Origin of the sequence: Porphyromonas macacae DSM 20710 = JCM 13914, from assembly GCF_000379945.1 — a bacterium.
GTDB classification, from domain to species: Bacteria; Bacteroidota; Bacteroidia; order Bacteroidales; family Porphyromonadaceae; genus Porphyromonas; species Porphyromonas macacae.
Genome location: NZ_KB904149.1, coordinates 23,787 through 41,335 on the forward strand (window position 1 = coordinate 23,787; position 17,549 = coordinate 41,335).

General features: G+C 44.4%; 9 protein-coding genes and 2 tRNA genes. 10 read left to right on the forward strand and 1 reads right to left on the reverse strand.

The window, feature by feature from the left end; translation table 11 throughout:
* Window positions 1-205: 205 nt before the first annotated feature.
* The 7 genes from A3GI_RS0107535 (at window position 206) to A3GI_RS0107565 (ending at window position 11,587) form a co-directional block, all read left to right on the forward strand.
* Window positions 206-1,825, forward strand: a complete 1,620-nt coding sequence (locus A3GI_RS0107535; RefSeq protein ID WP_018360845.1) for a CTP synthase — start codon at window positions 206-208, stop codon at window positions 1,823-1,825.
* A 62-nt stretch (window positions 1,826-1,887) separates the two neighbouring features.
* Window positions 1,888-3,753, forward strand: a complete 1,866-nt coding sequence (gene yidC / locus A3GI_RS0107540) for a membrane protein insertase YidC (protein ID WP_018360846.1) — start codon at window positions 1,888-1,890, stop codon at window positions 3,751-3,753.
* 148 nt (window positions 3,754-3,901) lie between these two features.
* Window positions 3,902-5,788, forward strand: a complete 1,887-nt coding sequence (locus tag A3GI_RS0107545) for an amidophosphoribosyltransferase (protein WP_026216008.1) — start codon at window positions 3,902-3,904, stop codon at window positions 5,786-5,788.
* A gap of 21 nt (window positions 5,789-5,809) precedes the next feature.
* Entirely contained in the window at window positions 5,810-6,886 is a 1,077-nt protein-coding gene (gene carA, locus A3GI_RS0107550) for a glutamine-hydrolyzing carbamoyl-phosphate synthase small subunit (RefSeq protein ID WP_018360848.1), read from the forward strand.
* 10 nt (window positions 6,887-6,896) lie between these two features.
* Window positions 6,897-7,349 (forward strand): hypothetical protein, encoded by a 453-nt coding sequence (locus tag A3GI_RS0107555; protein WP_026216009.1) that lies wholly within the window; start codon window positions 6,897-6,899, stop codon window positions 7,347-7,349.
* The gene (gene carB, locus A3GI_RS0107560) at window positions 7,339-10,569 is read left to right on the forward strand and encodes a carbamoyl-phosphate synthase (glutamine-hydrolyzing) large subunit (protein ID WP_018360850.1); all 3,231 of its coding nucleotides are present in this window, start codon (window positions 7,339-7,341) and stop codon (window positions 10,567-10,569) included. The genes A3GI_RS0107555 and carB overlap by 11 nt, the downstream gene beginning before the upstream one ends.
* Window positions 10,556-11,587 carry an acyltransferase family protein gene (locus tag A3GI_RS0107565; RefSeq protein ID WP_018360851.1) on the forward strand — a complete coding sequence of 344 codons (1,032 nt, stop codon included), beginning with the start codon at window positions 10,556-10,558 and terminating at the stop codon, window positions 11,585-11,587. The genes carB and A3GI_RS0107565 overlap by 14 nt, the downstream gene beginning before the upstream one ends.
* A 237-nt stretch (window positions 11,588-11,824) precedes the next feature.
* Here A3GI_RS0107565 and A3GI_RS0107570 read toward each other — a convergent pair whose 3' ends face one another.
* A complete protein-coding gene (locus A3GI_RS0107570) occupies window positions 11,825-14,377 on the reverse strand; it encodes an ATP-dependent Clp protease ATP-binding subunit (protein ID WP_018360852.1) in 2,553 nt (850 codons plus the stop codon).
* 736 nt (window positions 14,378-15,113) lie between these two features.
* Here A3GI_RS0107570 and A3GI_RS0107580 point away from each other — a divergent pair.
* The 3 genes from A3GI_RS0107580 (at window position 15,114) to A3GI_RS0107590 (ending at window position 17,532) form a co-directional block, all read left to right on the forward strand.
* Window positions 15,114-17,183, forward strand: a complete 2,070-nt coding sequence (locus A3GI_RS0107580; RefSeq protein ID WP_018360854.1) for an alpha-L-fucosidase — start codon at window positions 15,114-15,116, stop codon at window positions 17,181-17,183.
* Between the two features lie 181 nt (window positions 17,184-17,364).
* Window positions 17,365-17,438 (forward strand) — tRNA-Arg (locus A3GI_RS0107585).
* A 20-nt stretch (window positions 17,439-17,458) separates the two neighbouring features.
* A tRNA-Arg gene (locus A3GI_RS0107590) sits at window positions 17,459-17,532 on the forward strand.
* Window positions 17,533-17,549 lie beyond the last annotated feature (17 nt).

A 17,549-nucleotide genomic window follows, 5' to 3' on the forward strand; every position in this document is an offset into this window, starting at 1 on the left:
GCTGCTTTGAGCGGTTGCATAAACCTCTGAGGCAGCCCTCACATATAAAAAGCGTACGAAAAAAGAAAGCTCCTCACGCTGTTACTTAAGCAAGAATAACGTACCTTTGCAAAGCGTTGTATGGGGTTTGAAAAAAGAGCCTTCTTCCGACAAACCTTTTTCACGTTACGCTGTTTGAAATCATCAAGTTAAAACCAACAAGAAAGTGGCAGACACAAAGTATATTTTTGTTACCGGTGGGGTTGTATCCTCATTAGGAAAAGGCATTGTGGCAGCATCACTGGGCAAACTTCTTCAAGCCCGAGGCTACAACGTAACTATTCAGAAATTCGATCCATACATTAATATAGACCCGGGAACATTGAATCCCTATGAGCACGGCGAGTGCTATGTGACGGACGACGGTCATGAAGCCGACCTCGATCTGGGACATTACGAACGCTTCCTAAATATCGCCACATCCAGAGCAAACAATATCACTACCGGACGCATCTACCAAAATGTTATTCAGAAAGAACGGCGCGGGGATTATTTAGGTAAAACGGTGCAAGTGGTGCCACACATCACGGATGAAATCAAACGCAATGTAAAACTGTTGGGACAAAAACATCAGTTCGATTTCGTGATTACAGAAATCGGCGGTACGGTGGGCGATATCGAATCACTACCGTTTTTAGAAAGTGTCAGACAGTTGAAATGGGAATTGAAACAAAACTGTGTGGTCGTTCACCTGACTTATGTACCTTTCATTTCTGCGGCTAAAGAGGTTAAGACCAAACCTACACAACACTCTGTAAAGATGTTGCAGGAGGTGGGTATTCAACCCGACATGCTCGTTTTGAGAACGGAACATCCGCTATCTGAAGATATCCTCAGCAAAGTGGCTCTATTCTGCAATGTAACCAAAGAAAGCGTGGTGCAAAGTGTGGATGTGCCCACGATATACGAAGTGCCACTGGTACTGCAACGTCAGAGTATGGATAAAACCATTCTGGAAAAAGTGGGACTCGAAGCAGGCCCCACACCCGAACTGAAACAGTGGAAGGAGTTTTTGGAAAAAATGCACTCGGCCAAGGAAACTGTAAATATCGGTCTTGTCGGCAAATATGTGGAATTGCAGGATGCTTACAAATCTATCGACGAATCTTTAATGCAGGCTGCCATCTACAATCATCGGAAACTGAACCTTGTTTCCGTGCAAAGCGATAAAATAAACGAAAATAATGCTGCCGAACTGCTAAAGGATTTCGACGCAGTTGTCATAGCCCCGGGTTTCGGTTCCCGTGGAGTAGAAGGTAAGCTTTGTGCCCTCAAATATACACGGGAGAACAATATTCCCACATTAGGCATCTGCCTGGGCATGCAATGTATGGTCATTGAATTTGCCCGCAACGTACTGGGTAATACGGGAGCAAATACAACAGAAATAAACCCGAATGCCGCATTTAAGGTAATCGATTTAATGGAAGAGCAGAAAACGGTTACGGATTTAGGGGGGTCGATGCGACTCGGAGGCTACGACTGCTCACTGAATCCGGATAGCCATTTGGCTAAAATATACGGCTCGGATTTTATTCATGAGCGTCATCGTCATCGCTTCGAATTCAACAGCCAATACAGAAAAAACTTTGAAGCTCACGGCATGCACTGCGTGGGAGAAAACCCAGACACAGGCCTCGTGGAAGCGGTGGAAATCGAAGGACACAGATGGTTCATCGGAGTACAGTTCCATCCGGAATACAACAGTACGGTGGTGCGTCCGCACCCTCTGTTTATGGATTTTATCCGTGAGGCCATAGCCGTACACAACGAAAAAAAGAAATAACGTCTAATTGCATAAACTTCAATAGCTATACTGCATAACAGATTTGCTATAAAACATAACGAATGGATAAAAATACAATCATTGGGGCGATATTGGCCGGTTTGATTATCATCGGTTTTTCTTTGTTGAATAAACCTACGCCTCAACCGCAACCACCAGTACAATCGACAGCGGATACGGCACTGTTAACGAGCGAACAAGAGACAACCAAAACCTTTTCCATTACAGATTCGACAGCCTTATCGGAAGGTGATACCACACAGACAACGACTGCTACTCCTCTATACCTTCAAAAAGGCACAGAGAAACTGATCTCTCTGAAAAACGATCTGGTAAAAATCGAATTGAATACTTTAGGAGGTATTCCGGAAGAAGCCCAATTATTGAAATATAATGCACAGGAAGGTAAAGAACTGTTCCTTTTCAAAAAAGGAGATCTTTCTTTCAATCTGCCTTTACGCACGGTAGAAAACAAGATACTTAACACGGCAGAACTTTACTTCAATCCGCTTAACGTTACAGACAGCACCGTAACGATGCGACTGAACATCGATGAACAGAATTATCTGGATTTCGTATATACGTTGATGCCCGGAGATTATCGAATTAAAATGAACATCATGGCCAAAGGGTTAGACCGTTTATTACCCGCCAATATGTCGTTGCAGGATCTGGAGTGGGAACAAAGGATAAGACAGCAGGAGCAATCATGGAAATTCGAAAATCAGTATACCAGCGTTATGTACCGCTATGCGGCGGGAGGAGTGGAACGTATCAATAAGAGCAAAGAGAAGAAATCGGTTCAGGAAACTCTGCGCTGGATAGCTTTCAAGGATAAATATTTCAGCACTGTTCTCATCAGCCGGGCTCCGTTTCAAGATAATGTAATCTCTTCTGCCGAATTCAAAGAAGATAGCGGTTACATAAAAAACTTTTCTCTCAAATCTACCCTCCAATGGAATATCGAAGATGGAGAGAAAGCCTCTTTAATATGGTATGTAGGACCCAACGATTATAACCTGCTGAAAGCATACGACAAAGGATTAAACGGCAATGATCAACTGGATCTGGACCATCTGGTCTATATGGGCGGCAAACTGCTGAGAACCATTAACGTATATATGATCATACCGGTTGTAACTTTCTTAAGCTCACAGATAGGCAGCTGGGGTATCATCATATTGATATTGACCATACTGATTAAGATTTTCTTGTCTCCTTTCACATTCAAAAGCTACCTGTCACAAGCAAAGATGCGCGTACTAAAACCGCAAGTGGAGGCGATCAGTGCAAAATACCCGGGGAAAGATCAGGATGCCATGATGAAAAGGCAAACAGAAACAATGAGTCTCTACCGAGCTGCCGGAGCCAATCCGATGAGCGGCTGTTTGCCCATGCTACTTCAACTCCCTTTCCTCATTGCACTGTATATGTACTTCCCGACCTCTATCTATTTGAGAGGAGAAAGTTTCTTGTGGGCAAAAGACCTTTCGACATATGACCCTATCATCAGCTGGAACTTCGATATCCCGTTCATCACCGGATTATTGGGTAACCACATCAGCTTATTCTGTCTGTTGATGACCATCGTCAATATTGCTTTCAATAAATATTTGATGCAACAGAACAGTGCTCCGGCACAGGAAGGAATGAAGATGATGAAAATAATGCCTTACTTTATGTCGGTATTTCTTTTCTTCTTCTTCAACCAAAATGCTTCGGGACTTTGCTATTATTACTTGCTGACGTCTTTACTTACCATGATTCAAAACTGGGCTTTCAGATTTGCAATCAACGAGGAAAAACTTCTGGCACGATTGGAAGAGAATAAAAAGAAACCCCGAAAAAAATCGAAATGGCAACAGCGTCTGGAAGAGGCACAAAAACAACAACAAGCAATGCAACGCCAAAAAAACAAACACCGCTAATGAAGAAAAGATATCGTAATTAGTGCTATTTTAGTTGTATTAAATCATTATAATATATGCACATAAAAGTAGAAAACGTTCATTCTCCTGTCAAATATCGACAGCGTACAAGAATATCGTTTTCTACTTTTTTCAATTATATAACTCTATGGAACCCTTAAAACACGAATGTGGCATTGCCACAGTCAGGCTGCGCAAGCCATTAAGTTTTTATCAAGAAAAATACGGATCATGGATGTATGGTTTGGATAAACTGTACCTCCTGATGGAGAAACAGCATAACAGAGGACAGGAAGGTGCCGGACTGGCCGTAACCAAACTATACAGCACACCGGGTGAGGAATATTTATTCAGAGAAAGAGCTTTGGGAGCAGATGCTATTAGAGAAATATTCGACAACGTATCCACGTATCTCTCCAAATTTAGTAAAGAACAGCTCTCGGATCCTTTATTTGCACAAAATGCCATCCCTTTTGCCGGCGAATGTTATATGGGTCACCTCAGATACAGCACCACAGGTAAGAGCGGGATATCTTTTGTACACCCGATGATACGCAGAAGTAATTGGAGAGCAAAGTGTCTGGCAATCTGCGGGAACTTCAACCTGACCAATGTCGACAATATATTCAAAGAAATCACCTCTGTCGGACAACACCCCCGTCATACCTCGGATACGCATATCCTTTTGGAACAGATCGGTCATCGATTGGACAGGGAAGTTGAAAGGCTATACCGCACAGGTCATGAAAAAGATCATTTGGAGGGCATGGAGATCACTCACTATATCGAAGATCGCATAGACCTTGCAAACGTATTGAAAAAATGTGCTCCACTATGGGATGGAGGCTATGTAATGTGCGGCCTGACGGGTAGTGGCGAAAGCTATACCCTGCGCGACCCTTGGGGCATCAGACCATGCTTCTACTATATAAATGACGAAATCATCGTTATTGCCTCCGAACGGCCTGTCATTCAAACGGTAATGAATGTAAAAGCCGATCAAATCAAAGAACTCAAACCCGGTGAAGCAATCTTTATCAACAGAGCAGGCACTCCAAGACTGGAACAAATTCTTGCTCCCAGAGAATACAAACCATGCTCTTTTGAACGTATCTACTTCTCTCGCGGCAGCGATCAGGATATATACAACGAACGCAAAGCTCTGGGGATAGCCCTTACCGAACCGATCTTAAAAGCGATAAATCACGACTTGGAGCACACCGTATTTTCTTTTATTCCGAACACGGCAGAAGTAGCTTATTACGGAATGATAGAAGGACTGAACAGGCATCTGGATGAAATCAAATACGAAAAGCTGCGGAAAAGGGAAGAACTTTCAGACGAAGAATTACGGAAAATTCTTGCATTGAAAGTTCGTATCGAAAAGGTAGCCATAAAGGATATCAAGCTGCGCACTTTTATCACCGAAGGCAGCAGTCGAGATAATTTGGCAGCACACGTATATGACATTACCTACGGAACGGTAACACCGGGGATCGACAATCTTGTTATCATCGACGACAGCATTGTTCGCGGCACGACGTTAAGACAAAGTATTATCGGTATCATGGACAGACTCGAACCGAAGAAAATTGTAGTCGTATCAAGTTCCCCCCAAATACGCTATCCCGATTATTATGGCATCGACATGAGTAAAATGCGTGAATTTATTGCCTTTAGGGCTGCGATTGCATTATTGCAGGAGCGGGGCATGGAGCATATTATTCAAAATCAATACCGCAAGGCTATAGAACTAAGAGCAAAACCGTGGGATGAGTGTGTAGAAAATGTGGTTAAAGCCATCTACGCTCCTTTTCAACAGCAGGAAATTTCTAAAAAAATGGTTGAACTGTTACGTCCGGAAAATACCCAAGCAGAAGTTCAGCTACTGTTCCAGAGTGTCGAAGGGCTGCATACGGCCATTCCGAACCATCCCGGAGACTGGTATTTTACAGGAGACTATCCCACCCCCGGCGGTTCCCACTTGGTAAACGAGGCTTATATAAGCTATATTGAGCAAGACTATCACAACTAACAATAAAACCGAGCATCAAGCATGTTTCAAAAACAAAGAAAAGCAACTCTTATTCTCGAAGACGGTACGAAATACCATGGATATTCATTCGGCTATGAAAGCCCGGTGGCCGGCGAAGTTGTTTTCAACACAGCAATGAACGGATATCCGGAGAGTTTAACCGACCCCAGTTACCGCGGACAGATTATGGTTATGACTTATCCGTTGATCGGCAATTACGGAGTACCCTCCACTACACTCAAAGAAAACGGACTCTACGAATTTATGGAAAGCGACCGCATCCACATGGAAGCAATTGTGGTATCGGACTATTCGGGAGATTACAGCCACTGGAATGCAGTTGAAAGTTTGGCAGACTGGCTGATACAGGAAAAAGTTGTGGGTATCACCGGCATAGATACTCGTGCCTTGGCCAAACACCTGCGCATACATGGATCTTTGAAAGGCAAAATACTCATGGAAGGCATGGAAGACATCGACTTTGCAGATCCCAACCGGGTAAACCAAGTAGCAGAAGTTTCCGTTAAAGAAATTATCACTTACGGTAATGGGAAGAAGAAAGTCGTCCTTGTCGATTGCGGGGTAAAAGACAATATCGTCCGCTGCCTTATGAAGCCGGACATCACCCTGATACGCGTCCCTTGGGACTACGATTTCAATACCATCGATTACGACGGACTGTTTCTCAGCAACGGCCCCGGAAATCCTGAAATGTGCAGTATCACGGTTGAACATATAAAGAAAGCCATTCAAAAAGATAAACCGATATGCGGAATCTGTATGGGCAATCAGCTTCTGGCCGTTGCTGCAGGTGCCAAAATTTATAAAATGAAATATGGCCACCGGAGTCATAACCAACCCGTTCGTGAAATCGGCACCACACGATGTTTTATTACAAGCCAGAACCACGGTTATGCAGTAGATACAGCAACTTTGGATGAAAACTGGCAAGCAAAATACATCAATTTGAACGATGGATCCAACGAGGGGATATGTCACAAAACGAAGCCTTTCTTCTCTACACAATTCCATCCCGAAGCATTCGGGGGTCCAACCGACACTATGTTTATTTTTGACGAATTTCTGCGCTCTTTATAATTCCTACCCCATGACGAGATACTATCTAAAAGGATATTCACCCAAAAGTAAAACGGTTATTCTCCTAAGAACCCTGATCATGCTTCTTCCGGTCTGCGGAATAATCGGCTTGGGATTGAATATCCATTGGGATTCCATGGGTTTGAATCGGAACTTTTACCCCATTTGGATCAATTGTATCTTGCTGCCATTTATATTTTCTTTCCATCGTTCCGAAATAATTATAGATGAAAAGCTGCAAACATACCGGTTTGTACATTTTTTATGGGGTACACGTTTCACCCAGCCGTATACTTTAGATAAATATCGAAATGTCGAAATCGTCAATAAGAAAAAAGGAGAGGTGAAATTAAATCTGAAAAACGGAAGCGCATCCTATTTCTATATGGATGCTCCCGAGGTATTTGTAGAAAAAGTAAACGGACTTTTACAGAAAAATTTTAACAACGACCATGATAGATAAAAGTAAAATAAAAAAAGTGCTTTTGCTCGGTAGCGGAGCACTGAAGATCGGTGAAGCCGGCGAATTCGACTATTCCGGTTCTCAGGCTCTGAAAGCCATCCGTGAAGAAGGCATCAAAACTGTATTGGTTAATCCGAATATCGCCACGGTTCAAACATCCGACGGCATTGCCGATGAAATCTATTTTCTTCCGGTCACACCGTTCTTTGTCGAAAAGGTCATTGCCAAAGAGCGTCCGGACGGCATTCTGCTTTCTTTCGGCGGACAAACAGCTCTCAACTGCGGTGTACAACTATATAAAAACGGCATTTTCGAGAAATACGGCGTTCAGGTTTTAGGTACCCCGGTTCAGGCTATTATCGACACGGAAGATCGCGAATTATTCGTACAGAAACTTGATGAAATAGACGTTAAAACGATCAGCAGTCACGCCGTCGAGAATATCGAAGCAGCCAGAAAAGCAGCATCGGAGTTAGGTTATCCTGTTATCGTTCGTGCTGCATACGCCTTAGGAGGATTGGGCAGCGGCTTCTGCGACAATGAAGAAGAGTTAAAAGAGCTGTGTCGCAAAGCATTCTCTTTCAGTCCTCAGGTACTGGTGGAAAAAAGTTTGAAAGGCTGGAAAGAAATCGAGTACGAAGTGGTACGGGACTGCCATGACAACTGCATCACCGTATGTAATATGGAAAACTTCGATCCTCTGGGCATTCACACCGGAGAAAGTATTGTCATAGCTCCGTCTCAAACGCTTACAAACAGCGAATATCATAAATTAAGAGAGCTGGCCATCAGGATTATCCGCCATATCGGTATCGTAGGAGAATGTAACGTACAATATGCATTAGACCCGTACAGTGAAGATTACCGGGTCATCGAAGTCAACGCCCGTCTTTCACGTTCTTCGGCTCTGGCTTCCAAAGCGACCGGTTACCCATTGGCTTTCGTTGCTGCCAAATTAGGTTTAGGTTACGGACTGTACGAACTGAAAAACTCCGTTACCCAAACGACGCCGGCTTTCTTCGAACCCGCGTTGGACTATGTCGTTTGTAAAATACCCCGGTGGGATTTAGGTAAATTCCACGGCGTTTCCAGACAGTTGGGAAGCAGCATGAAATCCGTAGGTGAAGTAATGGCCATCGGACGAAGTTTTGAAGAAGCCATTCAAAAAGGCCTTCGCATGATCGGACAGGGTATGCACGGCTTCGTTGAGAATAAAGAGTTAGTCATACGGGATATAGACAAGGCCCTGCATGAGCCTACTGATACGCGCATCTTCGTTATCAGCAAAGCTTTTAGACAAGGATACACCGTAGATCAGATACACGAACTGACCAAAATCGACCGCTGGTTCTTACAGCGTTTGCACAATATTATCAACACGGCAGAAGCACTTGAGTCTTTAACCCGTTTGGACGAACTGCAGCCGGATTTACTTCTCAAAGCCAAACAACAGGGTTTCTCGGATTTCCAAATAGCGAGGGCGATTTATAAAAAAGCCCGTAATTCGATGGAAAAAGCGGTTTTGGAAGTTCGCAGTCGCAGAAAAAAGTTCGATATTGTGCCGGTAGTCAAACAAATAGACACTCTGGCGGCAGAGTATCCGGCGGAGACAAACTATCTGTATCTAACTTATAACGGTACAGAAAATGACATCGAATATACCAACGACCATAAGAGTGTAGTCGTACTCGGATCAGGAGCCTATCGTATCGGCAGCTCTGTGGAGTTCGACTGGTGCGGCGTAAACGCTCTTAACACAATCCGCAAAGAAGGATGGCGCTCGGTAATGATTAACTATAATCCGGAAACGGTCAGTACTGACTATGACATTTCCGATCGTTTGTATTTCGATGAACTCACTTTCGAACGCGTCATGGATATTCTCGATTTGGAAAATCCTCATGGAGTCATCGTTTCTACAGGAGGCCAAATCCCCAATAATCTTGCCTTACGCCTCGACGAACAGAACGTGCCTATTTTAGGAACAACCGCCAACAGCATCGACAATGCGGAAGACAGACATAAATTTTCCGCCATGCTGGATCGCATCGGTATAGATCAGCCCCGCTGGCAGGAACTTACGTCACTGGAAGATGTCGATAAATTCGTCGAAGAGGTAGGCTTTCCGGTATTGGTACGCCCGAGTTACGTACTAAGCGGCGCAGCCATGAATGTTTGTTCCAATCAGGAAGAGTTAAGGCGCTTTCTGGAGCTGGCGGCAAATGTATCCAAACAACATCCGGTCGTTGTAAGTCAGTTCATCGAAGGAGCCAAAGAGATAGAAATGGATGCCGTGGCAAAGAACGGTGAAATCATAGCCTATGCCATCAGTGAACACATCGAATTTGCCGGTGTGCATTCGGGCGATGCAACAATTCAGTTTCCTGCCCAGAAACTTTACGTGGAAACGGTGCGCAGAATCAAACGCATCAGCCGCCAAATCGCAGAAGCATTGAAAATATCCGGCCCTTTTAACATCCAATATCTGGCAAAAGGAAACGAAATCAAAGTTATCGAATGCAACCTGCGTGCCTCCAGAAGTTTCCCGTTTGTAAGCAAAGTTCTTAAAATCAACTTCATCGAACTTGCCACCAAAATCATGTTGGGTCTGGATGTACAAAAGCCGAATAAAAGCGAATTCGATTTGGATTACGTCGGCATCAAGGCTTCTCAATTCTCCTTTACCCGTTTGCAAAAAGCCGACCCCGTGTTGGGCGTGGATATGACAAGTACGGGCGAAGTGGGGTGCATTGCAGACTATACCGATGAGGCCATTCTGAAATCCATGCTTTCCGTAGGATACAGAATACCGGAAAAAAGCGTACTGCTATCTACGGGCGGATACAAACAAAAGGCTGCGATGCTCGACGCCACCAAGCTTTTAGCCGAAAAGGGATACAAGCTCTATGCAACAGCCGGCACGCACAATATGCTCAAAGAAAACGGCATAGAGTCGACTTTAGTCTACTGGCCGAGCGACGAAGGAAAAATGCCCCAGGCCATAGATTTGCTCCGTGAAAAGAAAATCGATATGGTGGTAAATATCAATAAAAATCTGACTCCCGGAGAATTGACAAACGGATATAAACTGAGGCGTACTGCAATAGACCTGAATATACCGTTGCTCACGAATGCACGTCTGGCTTCTGCGTTTATCACTGCTTTCTGCAATATTCCGATAGAAGACATAAAGATAAAAAGCTGGCGTGAATACAAATAGTATTGCAAGCTCCGGCAAGAACAGAATACCGGATATAGACCTGACCAAAGCCATTGGCATTTTGCTGGTGGCTTTTGGTCATTTTGGTGCCATGACAGAGCAGCCGGGATGGTTTCTTACCATAAAAGAAGTTATATATACTTTTCATATGCCCATGTTTATTCTGCTCTCAGGCTATCTGTTTGGGCAATCCAAAGCGAACCGAAGCATCAAACAGTATCTTATCATCGGGTTTTGGCATTTAATCATACCCTATCTGATATTTGCCCTGATATTCGACTCAATCTACCACATCATTACCGGAGATCAAATATGGTTTCAAGCACTGCTTAGCCCGTTATACAAAGCACCGCAGGGGCATGCTGTTTATCTGTGGTTCTTACCGGTACTGTTTTTTCTCCAACAAATAGCCCGCCTCACAAAGAAATTCGGATCCATGCCCGGTATTTTTCTGTTCGGCCTGCTGTGGTTGGTTCGCCAGGGAATAATTTTACCGGAATGGTCATGGCAGCTCGACACGCCTCTTTTTTTCCTCAGTTACCTGTCGTATTACGGCATCTATTTCTTCATCGGATGGGACATGAACAGCAGTAAAAAACAGCCTTCCCGTATCCGGTCGGCAATCTTTACGCTTCTGTTCGCAGCGGCACTGTGGATTCGTTTCAATATGATACTTTGCCATGCCCGTAGTGTGTTGCTCCTGTTAGCCTTAGCCATAACAGGAAGTTTAGCCGTCTGGAACGGGATGAGATTATGGCGAACACCATCTGCAGTCAGAAGCTTCACAATGGAGTTGGGGCGCAACAGCTATATCGTCTATCTTCTGCATCCTCTTATCATGTATCCTTTCGGTTGGGCTATAATACACTATCATTTCAACTATGCTCTGATGATGTTTGCAGCCATCGTTATGTCGGTGGCGGTTTCTGCTTTCATATGGCGAAAACTGCTACCCAAAAGCAAATTGCTAAGTTTCATTTTAGGCAACTCCTCCTCTTCTACAAATACATCCGAATAAAGGATCATAGAAAAAAGACGGCGTGTCATCATGTGCAAATGACTGTGTTCCTTGCGACATTCGGCTTCGGTCACGTACTTCGCGCTCCTTTCAGCCTCAGTCTTAACGCCTTGTACTCTACGCATTCCGATACATCTAACAGGGGCTGTGCCAAAAATGAATTTTGACACAGCCCCCTCTTATTTTTCCGGAATAACTTCCTATACCTGCTGTAATCGGTTTTTACTTTATACGGCTCTAACCGCGCACGATTTCTCCTTTTTCATCGGCTGTTAAGACAATCTCTTCTCCCGGAGAAACCTCCCCGTTCAAAATCATATCCGTGAGCTTGTCTTCTACTTCTTTTTGTAAAGCACGTTTCAAAGGCCGTGCACCGAACTGTACATCAAAACCTTCCCGGGCTATGGCGTCTTTAGCTTCTTCCGTCAGCGAAAGATTATAGCCGGCTTTAGCTATGCGTTTCAATATCGCTTTGAGCTCGATGTCCACAATACGTCTGATATCGGACTTCTCCAAACTGTTGAACAGGATCACATCATCCAAACGGTTCAGGAACTCAGGACTGAAAGTCTTGTTCAAAGCCTTTTTAATGATACGTTCTTCATAAGCTTTGTCAGACGTATCCTCCAAATCTCTATACCCTATACCGCGACCGAAATCTTTCAACTGACGCGTACCCACATTGCTCGTGATGATGATGACGGTGTTTCTGAAATCTACCCGGCGCCCCTCGCTGTCGGTCAGATAACCCTCATCCATTACCTGAAGCATAAGATTATAAACATCCTGATGCGCCTTTTCGATCTCATCGAGCAAGACCACGCTGTAAGGCTTCCGTCGCACCTGCTCCGTAAGCTGTCCGCCTTCCTCGTATCCCACATATCCCGGAGGAGCTCCCACCAGTCTGGATACGGCAAACTTTTCCATGTACTCGCTCATATCCACCCGTATCAAAGCATCCTCGCTGTCAAAAAGATACTCGCTCAGCTTCTTTGCCAGATAAGTTTTACCCACTCCCGTAGGGCCGAGGAATAGGAATGAGCCGATCGGTCTTTTTTCGTTTCTCAACCCCAAACGACTGCGTTGGATGGCTTTGCTTATTTTATTAATGGCATCATCCTGACCGACAACCTGCAGTTTAAGATTTTGAGCCATTTCACGCAATCTCTCATGCTCTACTTTGGCTATCCGCTCAGTAGGCACACCGGTCATCATAGCTACCACACGGGCTACTTCATCGGTTCCTACCGTTTCACGGTGCAGATCCATTTTCTTCTTCCACTCTTCGCGAGCTTCCGAGATAGCACTTTCTATCTGCCGCTCTTTATCGCGGTAAGAAGCTGCCAACTCATAGTTTTGAGCTTTTACCGTTTGTATCTTCAATTCCTGAATACTTTTCAACTCTCTTTCCATCTCCTCGATTTCAGGAGGTACACCAACATTCTTAACATGTACGCCGGCACCAGCTTCATCCAAAGCATCGATGGCTTTATCCGGAAAGAAACGCCCGGATACATAGCGGTCTGTCAGATCGACTGCCATCTTAACAGCATCGTCGGTATAAGATACACAATGAAATTCCTCATACTTCGACTTAATATTTTTCAAAATCTCAAGGGTCTCTTCTTTCGTATTAGGCTGCACGATAATTTTTTGGAACCTGCGCTCCAGAGCACCATCTTTTTCTATGCTCTTTCTATACTCATCAAGCGTTGTGGCGCCGATGCACTGCACCTCACCGCGCGCCAATGCGGGCTTAAGCATATTGGCCGTATCCATGGAGCCTGCGGCTGCTCCGGCCCCGACGATCGTATGCAACTCATCGACAAAAAGTATGATATTGGGGTTTTTCTTCAATTCATCGATAACGGCCTTAAGCCGTTCTTCAAACTGCCCTCTGTACTTCGTGCCGGCAACCAGCAAGCCCAAATCCAGACTCACAATACGTTTATCAAAAAGAACGCGGCTCACATTGCGTTCAACAATGCGTTGGGCCAGCCCCTCCACAATGGCGCTTTTACCCACACCGGGCTCTCCGATCAGAACAGGATTATTTTTCTTCCTCCGTCCGAGTATCTGTATTACCCGTTCGATCTCCTGCTCCCGGCCGATCACAGGATCCAGCTTCCCGCTCTTAGCCTGTTCGGTAATATCCACGCCAAAGTTGTCCAAAGCCGGAGTTTCGGTAGGCGGTTCCATGCTGCCCGTAGCTGTAGCTTTCGCCGAACTTTCCGCTGCGGGTCTACCCTCTGAATAATGGCTGCCGCCATCCTGAGGTGAATTATTCTCCTCCTCATAATCATCCTCCTGATATCCGTTTACGGGATTGGAAAAATTCCGCTCCAACAAATCGGATTCCGCATCACGATTATATGTCTGACTCTTGTCTGATTGCAGTTTCATAAATTTCTCTCTGATTAAATGTTGTCCCTTTGTAAATAAAATACAAGTCAGCAAATGTTCTACATCTATGGCGGCAGCTCCTGCCGCCATGCTTAACTCCGCTGCCTTTATAATACAGGTTTTGCAATTTATATCAAACTCCGGCACCACCGGCGTCGATGGGATATATTCGGGCACCAGTGCAGCTACGCGTGCATTGAGTTGCCCGTATAGCTCCGTCGTGTCTAATCCGTACTTTGAAAAGACACGATTTGCACCGTCTTCATCAACTTCCATAATAGCCACAGTCAGTATATCGGCCGTAACGACCGATATATTAAGATTGGCAGCGATTTCACAACTTCGCTCCAAAGCCTTTCTGAAAGTTGCCGTATAATTCAATTCCATAAAAATATCTCCTTAATTTGAATAAATACAAAAATCGTGCCATAAATATTCAATCAAGAAAGAAGGTGTGTCATCATTTGCAAATTACTGCGTTCCTTGCGACATTCGTCTTCGCTCACGTACTTCAGTATGCTCCCTTGAGCCTCTGTCTTAGCACCTTGCACTTTACACATTCTGACGCACCTGAAAGGGGCTGTGCCAAAAATGAATTTTCACACAGCCCCATCACATAAAATCACGAAACAATCATTGCACAAAAATTAGACAGAAATAATTTACAAGGTTTAATCTCAAGAAAATACCTCCCTTTTATAACGTGTAAACGGGCTGTTTTATGATATAGGCAGCCGGTATAGCTAAATCACTCACAATGAGCAAAGAAGTGCAGAGACTCAAAAGACAAAAATTCTTTGCCTGACGGTTTGAAATTCTCTGCCTGACGGATTTTTATCGAAGTTAACTTGGATTTTTTTTCTTTGCCTGAAGAATTTTCAACCATCAGGCAGAAAATTTTCACTTTCCGCAAAAGGCTGTATCACAAATCTTTATAAAATGAACGAAAAAGACTTTCAAAGGCTCTTATAAACAGAACATTTGGAGACGGTCTCCTGCCCTTTTATACCCTACCCGGCAGTCTTTTTGCACATTCGCCAACAACGTTGAAATATCTCCTCCGATCATGTTTCAGAGATAAAGCAAGATGTCGTATCTTCGAAGAAACAAAATTTGAATCCGCATGAAAAATCGCTTCCTAAGTCAACTTGTCAGTATCTTTTTATTTTTTCTGGGTTTACAGCAGCTAACAAACGCTCAAAGCTGGCATCAGGATAAATTCAGCATGTTTATCCATTACGGTCTCTACAGTCTTTTTGGCGGAGTGTGGATGAACGAACCGGTGACCGGAGGATACAGCGAACAGATTTTATCCTTCGGCATACACTTTTCCGACTGGTATGAAGATGCAGCACGCTCTTTCGACCTGAAAAATTGGGATGCGAACAAAATAGCTACATTGGCCAAAGAAGCGGGAATGCGCTCCATTGTTTTTACATCAAAGCATCATGACGGCTTTTGTATGTTCAAGACTGCCACCACACCGTATAATGCGGTAGAAGCGACACCATCGAGAAGAGATCCGATGAAAGAATTGAGTGAAGCCTGCCGGGAAAAAGGGCTGAACTTCGGAGTCTATTTTTCTCTCATCGACTGGCATTTTCCGCCGGCCATGCCTATCAGCTCGCACAATGCGGATAGCATCACTCCCGAACACCATCGGTATAATATGCAGCAAGTAAGGGAATTGATGAACAACTATGGCCCCATCAGCGAAATATGGTTCGACATGGGTTCGCTCACTCCTGCACAAAGTCAAGAGTTATACAGTCTGGTGCATGATATACAACCTGACTGTAAAATAAGCGGCCGGTTAGGCAACGGTTACCACGACTTTTCGGTTATGGCAGACAATCAGTTGCCTGAAGAGCCTCTTGTTATGCCCTGGCAAACGGCTGCTTCCATTTACCCGGAAACTTGGGGGTACCGTTCATGGCAAAAACAAAAAACCGTTCAGGAAAAAATCGACCAAAAGATCACCGACCTTGTCAGAGTGGTTGCCCGCGGGGGTAACTATCTGCTCAATATCGGGCCTAAAGGAGACGGCTCCGTGGTGAAACATGAGGAGGATATACTCAAAGGAATCGGCCAATGGTTGAAAACATACGGCAAAGCTATTTACGGCTCCGGACACACTCCCTACAACCATATCATGCCATGGGGCGAATGTACGAGACAGGGAAAAAGTCTGTACCTGTTCGTTTTACCCCAGCACAGAAATTCAATTATCCGGCTGTTGCCGCTGAACTGCAAACCGGAACGGATACTGGCTATCGGAGCCGGTAAAGAACAACCTGTACAGTGGCACAGCAACGGGGAAAGGGGTATCGACATCGAAATACCGGACATCGCCGAGAAACCCTGGATTGTATTGCGTGCAGATTTTGCAGAAGAAAATATCCGTGCTACTTCTCACGATTTTGTACGCAAGCATACCACTCTCTCGCCTTCTAATGCCGAAATACGCTTTGCACATACTTGCGGGGATTACTACACAGGGCGGAATATCGCCGTTTCTCAAACATGGTATACGGAAAATCTGCCTCAAGAAATTCGATATACCGAAGGAGAAAAGGGAAAAACAATAGATATTCAAGTGAACGGTTCGGCAAACAAAACCATTACGCTAAACGGAGCAGACGAGGAAACTGTCCGCATCAAAAGAAATGCCTGTGTTTTAGCCCCCGCACACATCAGAGCAACAGGCGGTGTTTTGGGCAGTATACCCAAAACTCTGAATACGAAAACCGAGTTTGAAAAAGAATGGCTGGCTACAATGGAAAACAATGGAAAACTTCCTTATGGAGCTCTCTCTGCCATATATTATGTTCGAGACATTGTCTGTCCGTCTTCTTTGGATCTCCCCGTGGAGGTTGTTTATAATAATGGTATCCATGTGCTTCTTAACGGAAAACAGATTCATTCGCAATTCATCCGTGGTACGGCCGGCCAGAAACAGATGCTGTTGCTTCCTCTGAACAAAGGTAAAAATCGGATTGTCATTAAGTATTACAATCGCTTTGCACCCGTTTTAGAATGGGGCTTCAAGCCTCTCGACAGCTATAAGCGGTACAGTCAACCCTTAAATCTCCCTAAAGAGAAAAAAGAAAAAAGAAACAGCATAACGATCTCAGGCAACAAGACAACTTTTCCTGTAGAAGATATACAGGCTGCGAATATTCGCATCCGGTAACTTTACTGCAATACACAAAAGGGAAAAAGCAGAAATATAAACCTTTTTTTGAAGAAGTTTCGGCCTAAATTTACAATGGTGTTGCTCTTGATACCGGAATCTGCGTTAAAGGAGTATTTCACTTCAAGAACTTGTTTTTTCTCAGAAATTCGTTATCTTTGCACTCGTTATCAAAAACAATGGCCGCGTAGCTCAACTGAATAGAGTAGCTGACTACGGATCAGCCGGTTACAGGTTTGAATCCTGTCGCGGTCACTTTTTGAGAAACGCCCCATGGCCGCGTAGCTCAACTGAATAGAGTAGCTGACTACGGATCAGCCGGTTACAGGTTTGAATCCTGTCGCGGTCACATCTTATTATAATACA

Coding starts and splice junctions, on each gene's coding strand:
- A3GI_RS0107570 (WP_018360852.1), bottom strand. CDS start 14,377: ATGGAATTGAATTATACGGCAACTTTCAGAAAGGCTTTGGAGCGAAGT.
- A3GI_RS0107555 (WP_026216009.1), top strand. CDS start 6,897: ATGACGAGATACTATCTAAAAGGATATTCACCCAAAAGTAAAACGGTT.
- carA (WP_018360848.1), top strand. CDS start 5,810: ATGTTTCAAAAACAAAGAAAAGCAACTCTTATTCTCGAAGACGGTACG.
- yidC (WP_018360846.1), top strand. CDS start 1,888: ATGGATAAAAATACAATCATTGGGGCGATATTGGCCGGTTTGATTATC.
- A3GI_RS0107580 (WP_018360854.1), top strand. CDS start 15,114: ATGAAAAATCGCTTCCTAAGTCAACTTGTCAGTATCTTTTTATTTTTT.
- A3GI_RS0107545 (WP_026216008.1), top strand. CDS start 3,902: ATGGAACCCTTAAAACACGAATGTGGCATTGCCACAGTCAGGCTGCGC.
- carB (WP_018360850.1), top strand. CDS start 7,339: ATGATAGATAAAAGTAAAATAAAAAAAGTGCTTTTGCTCGGTAGCGGA.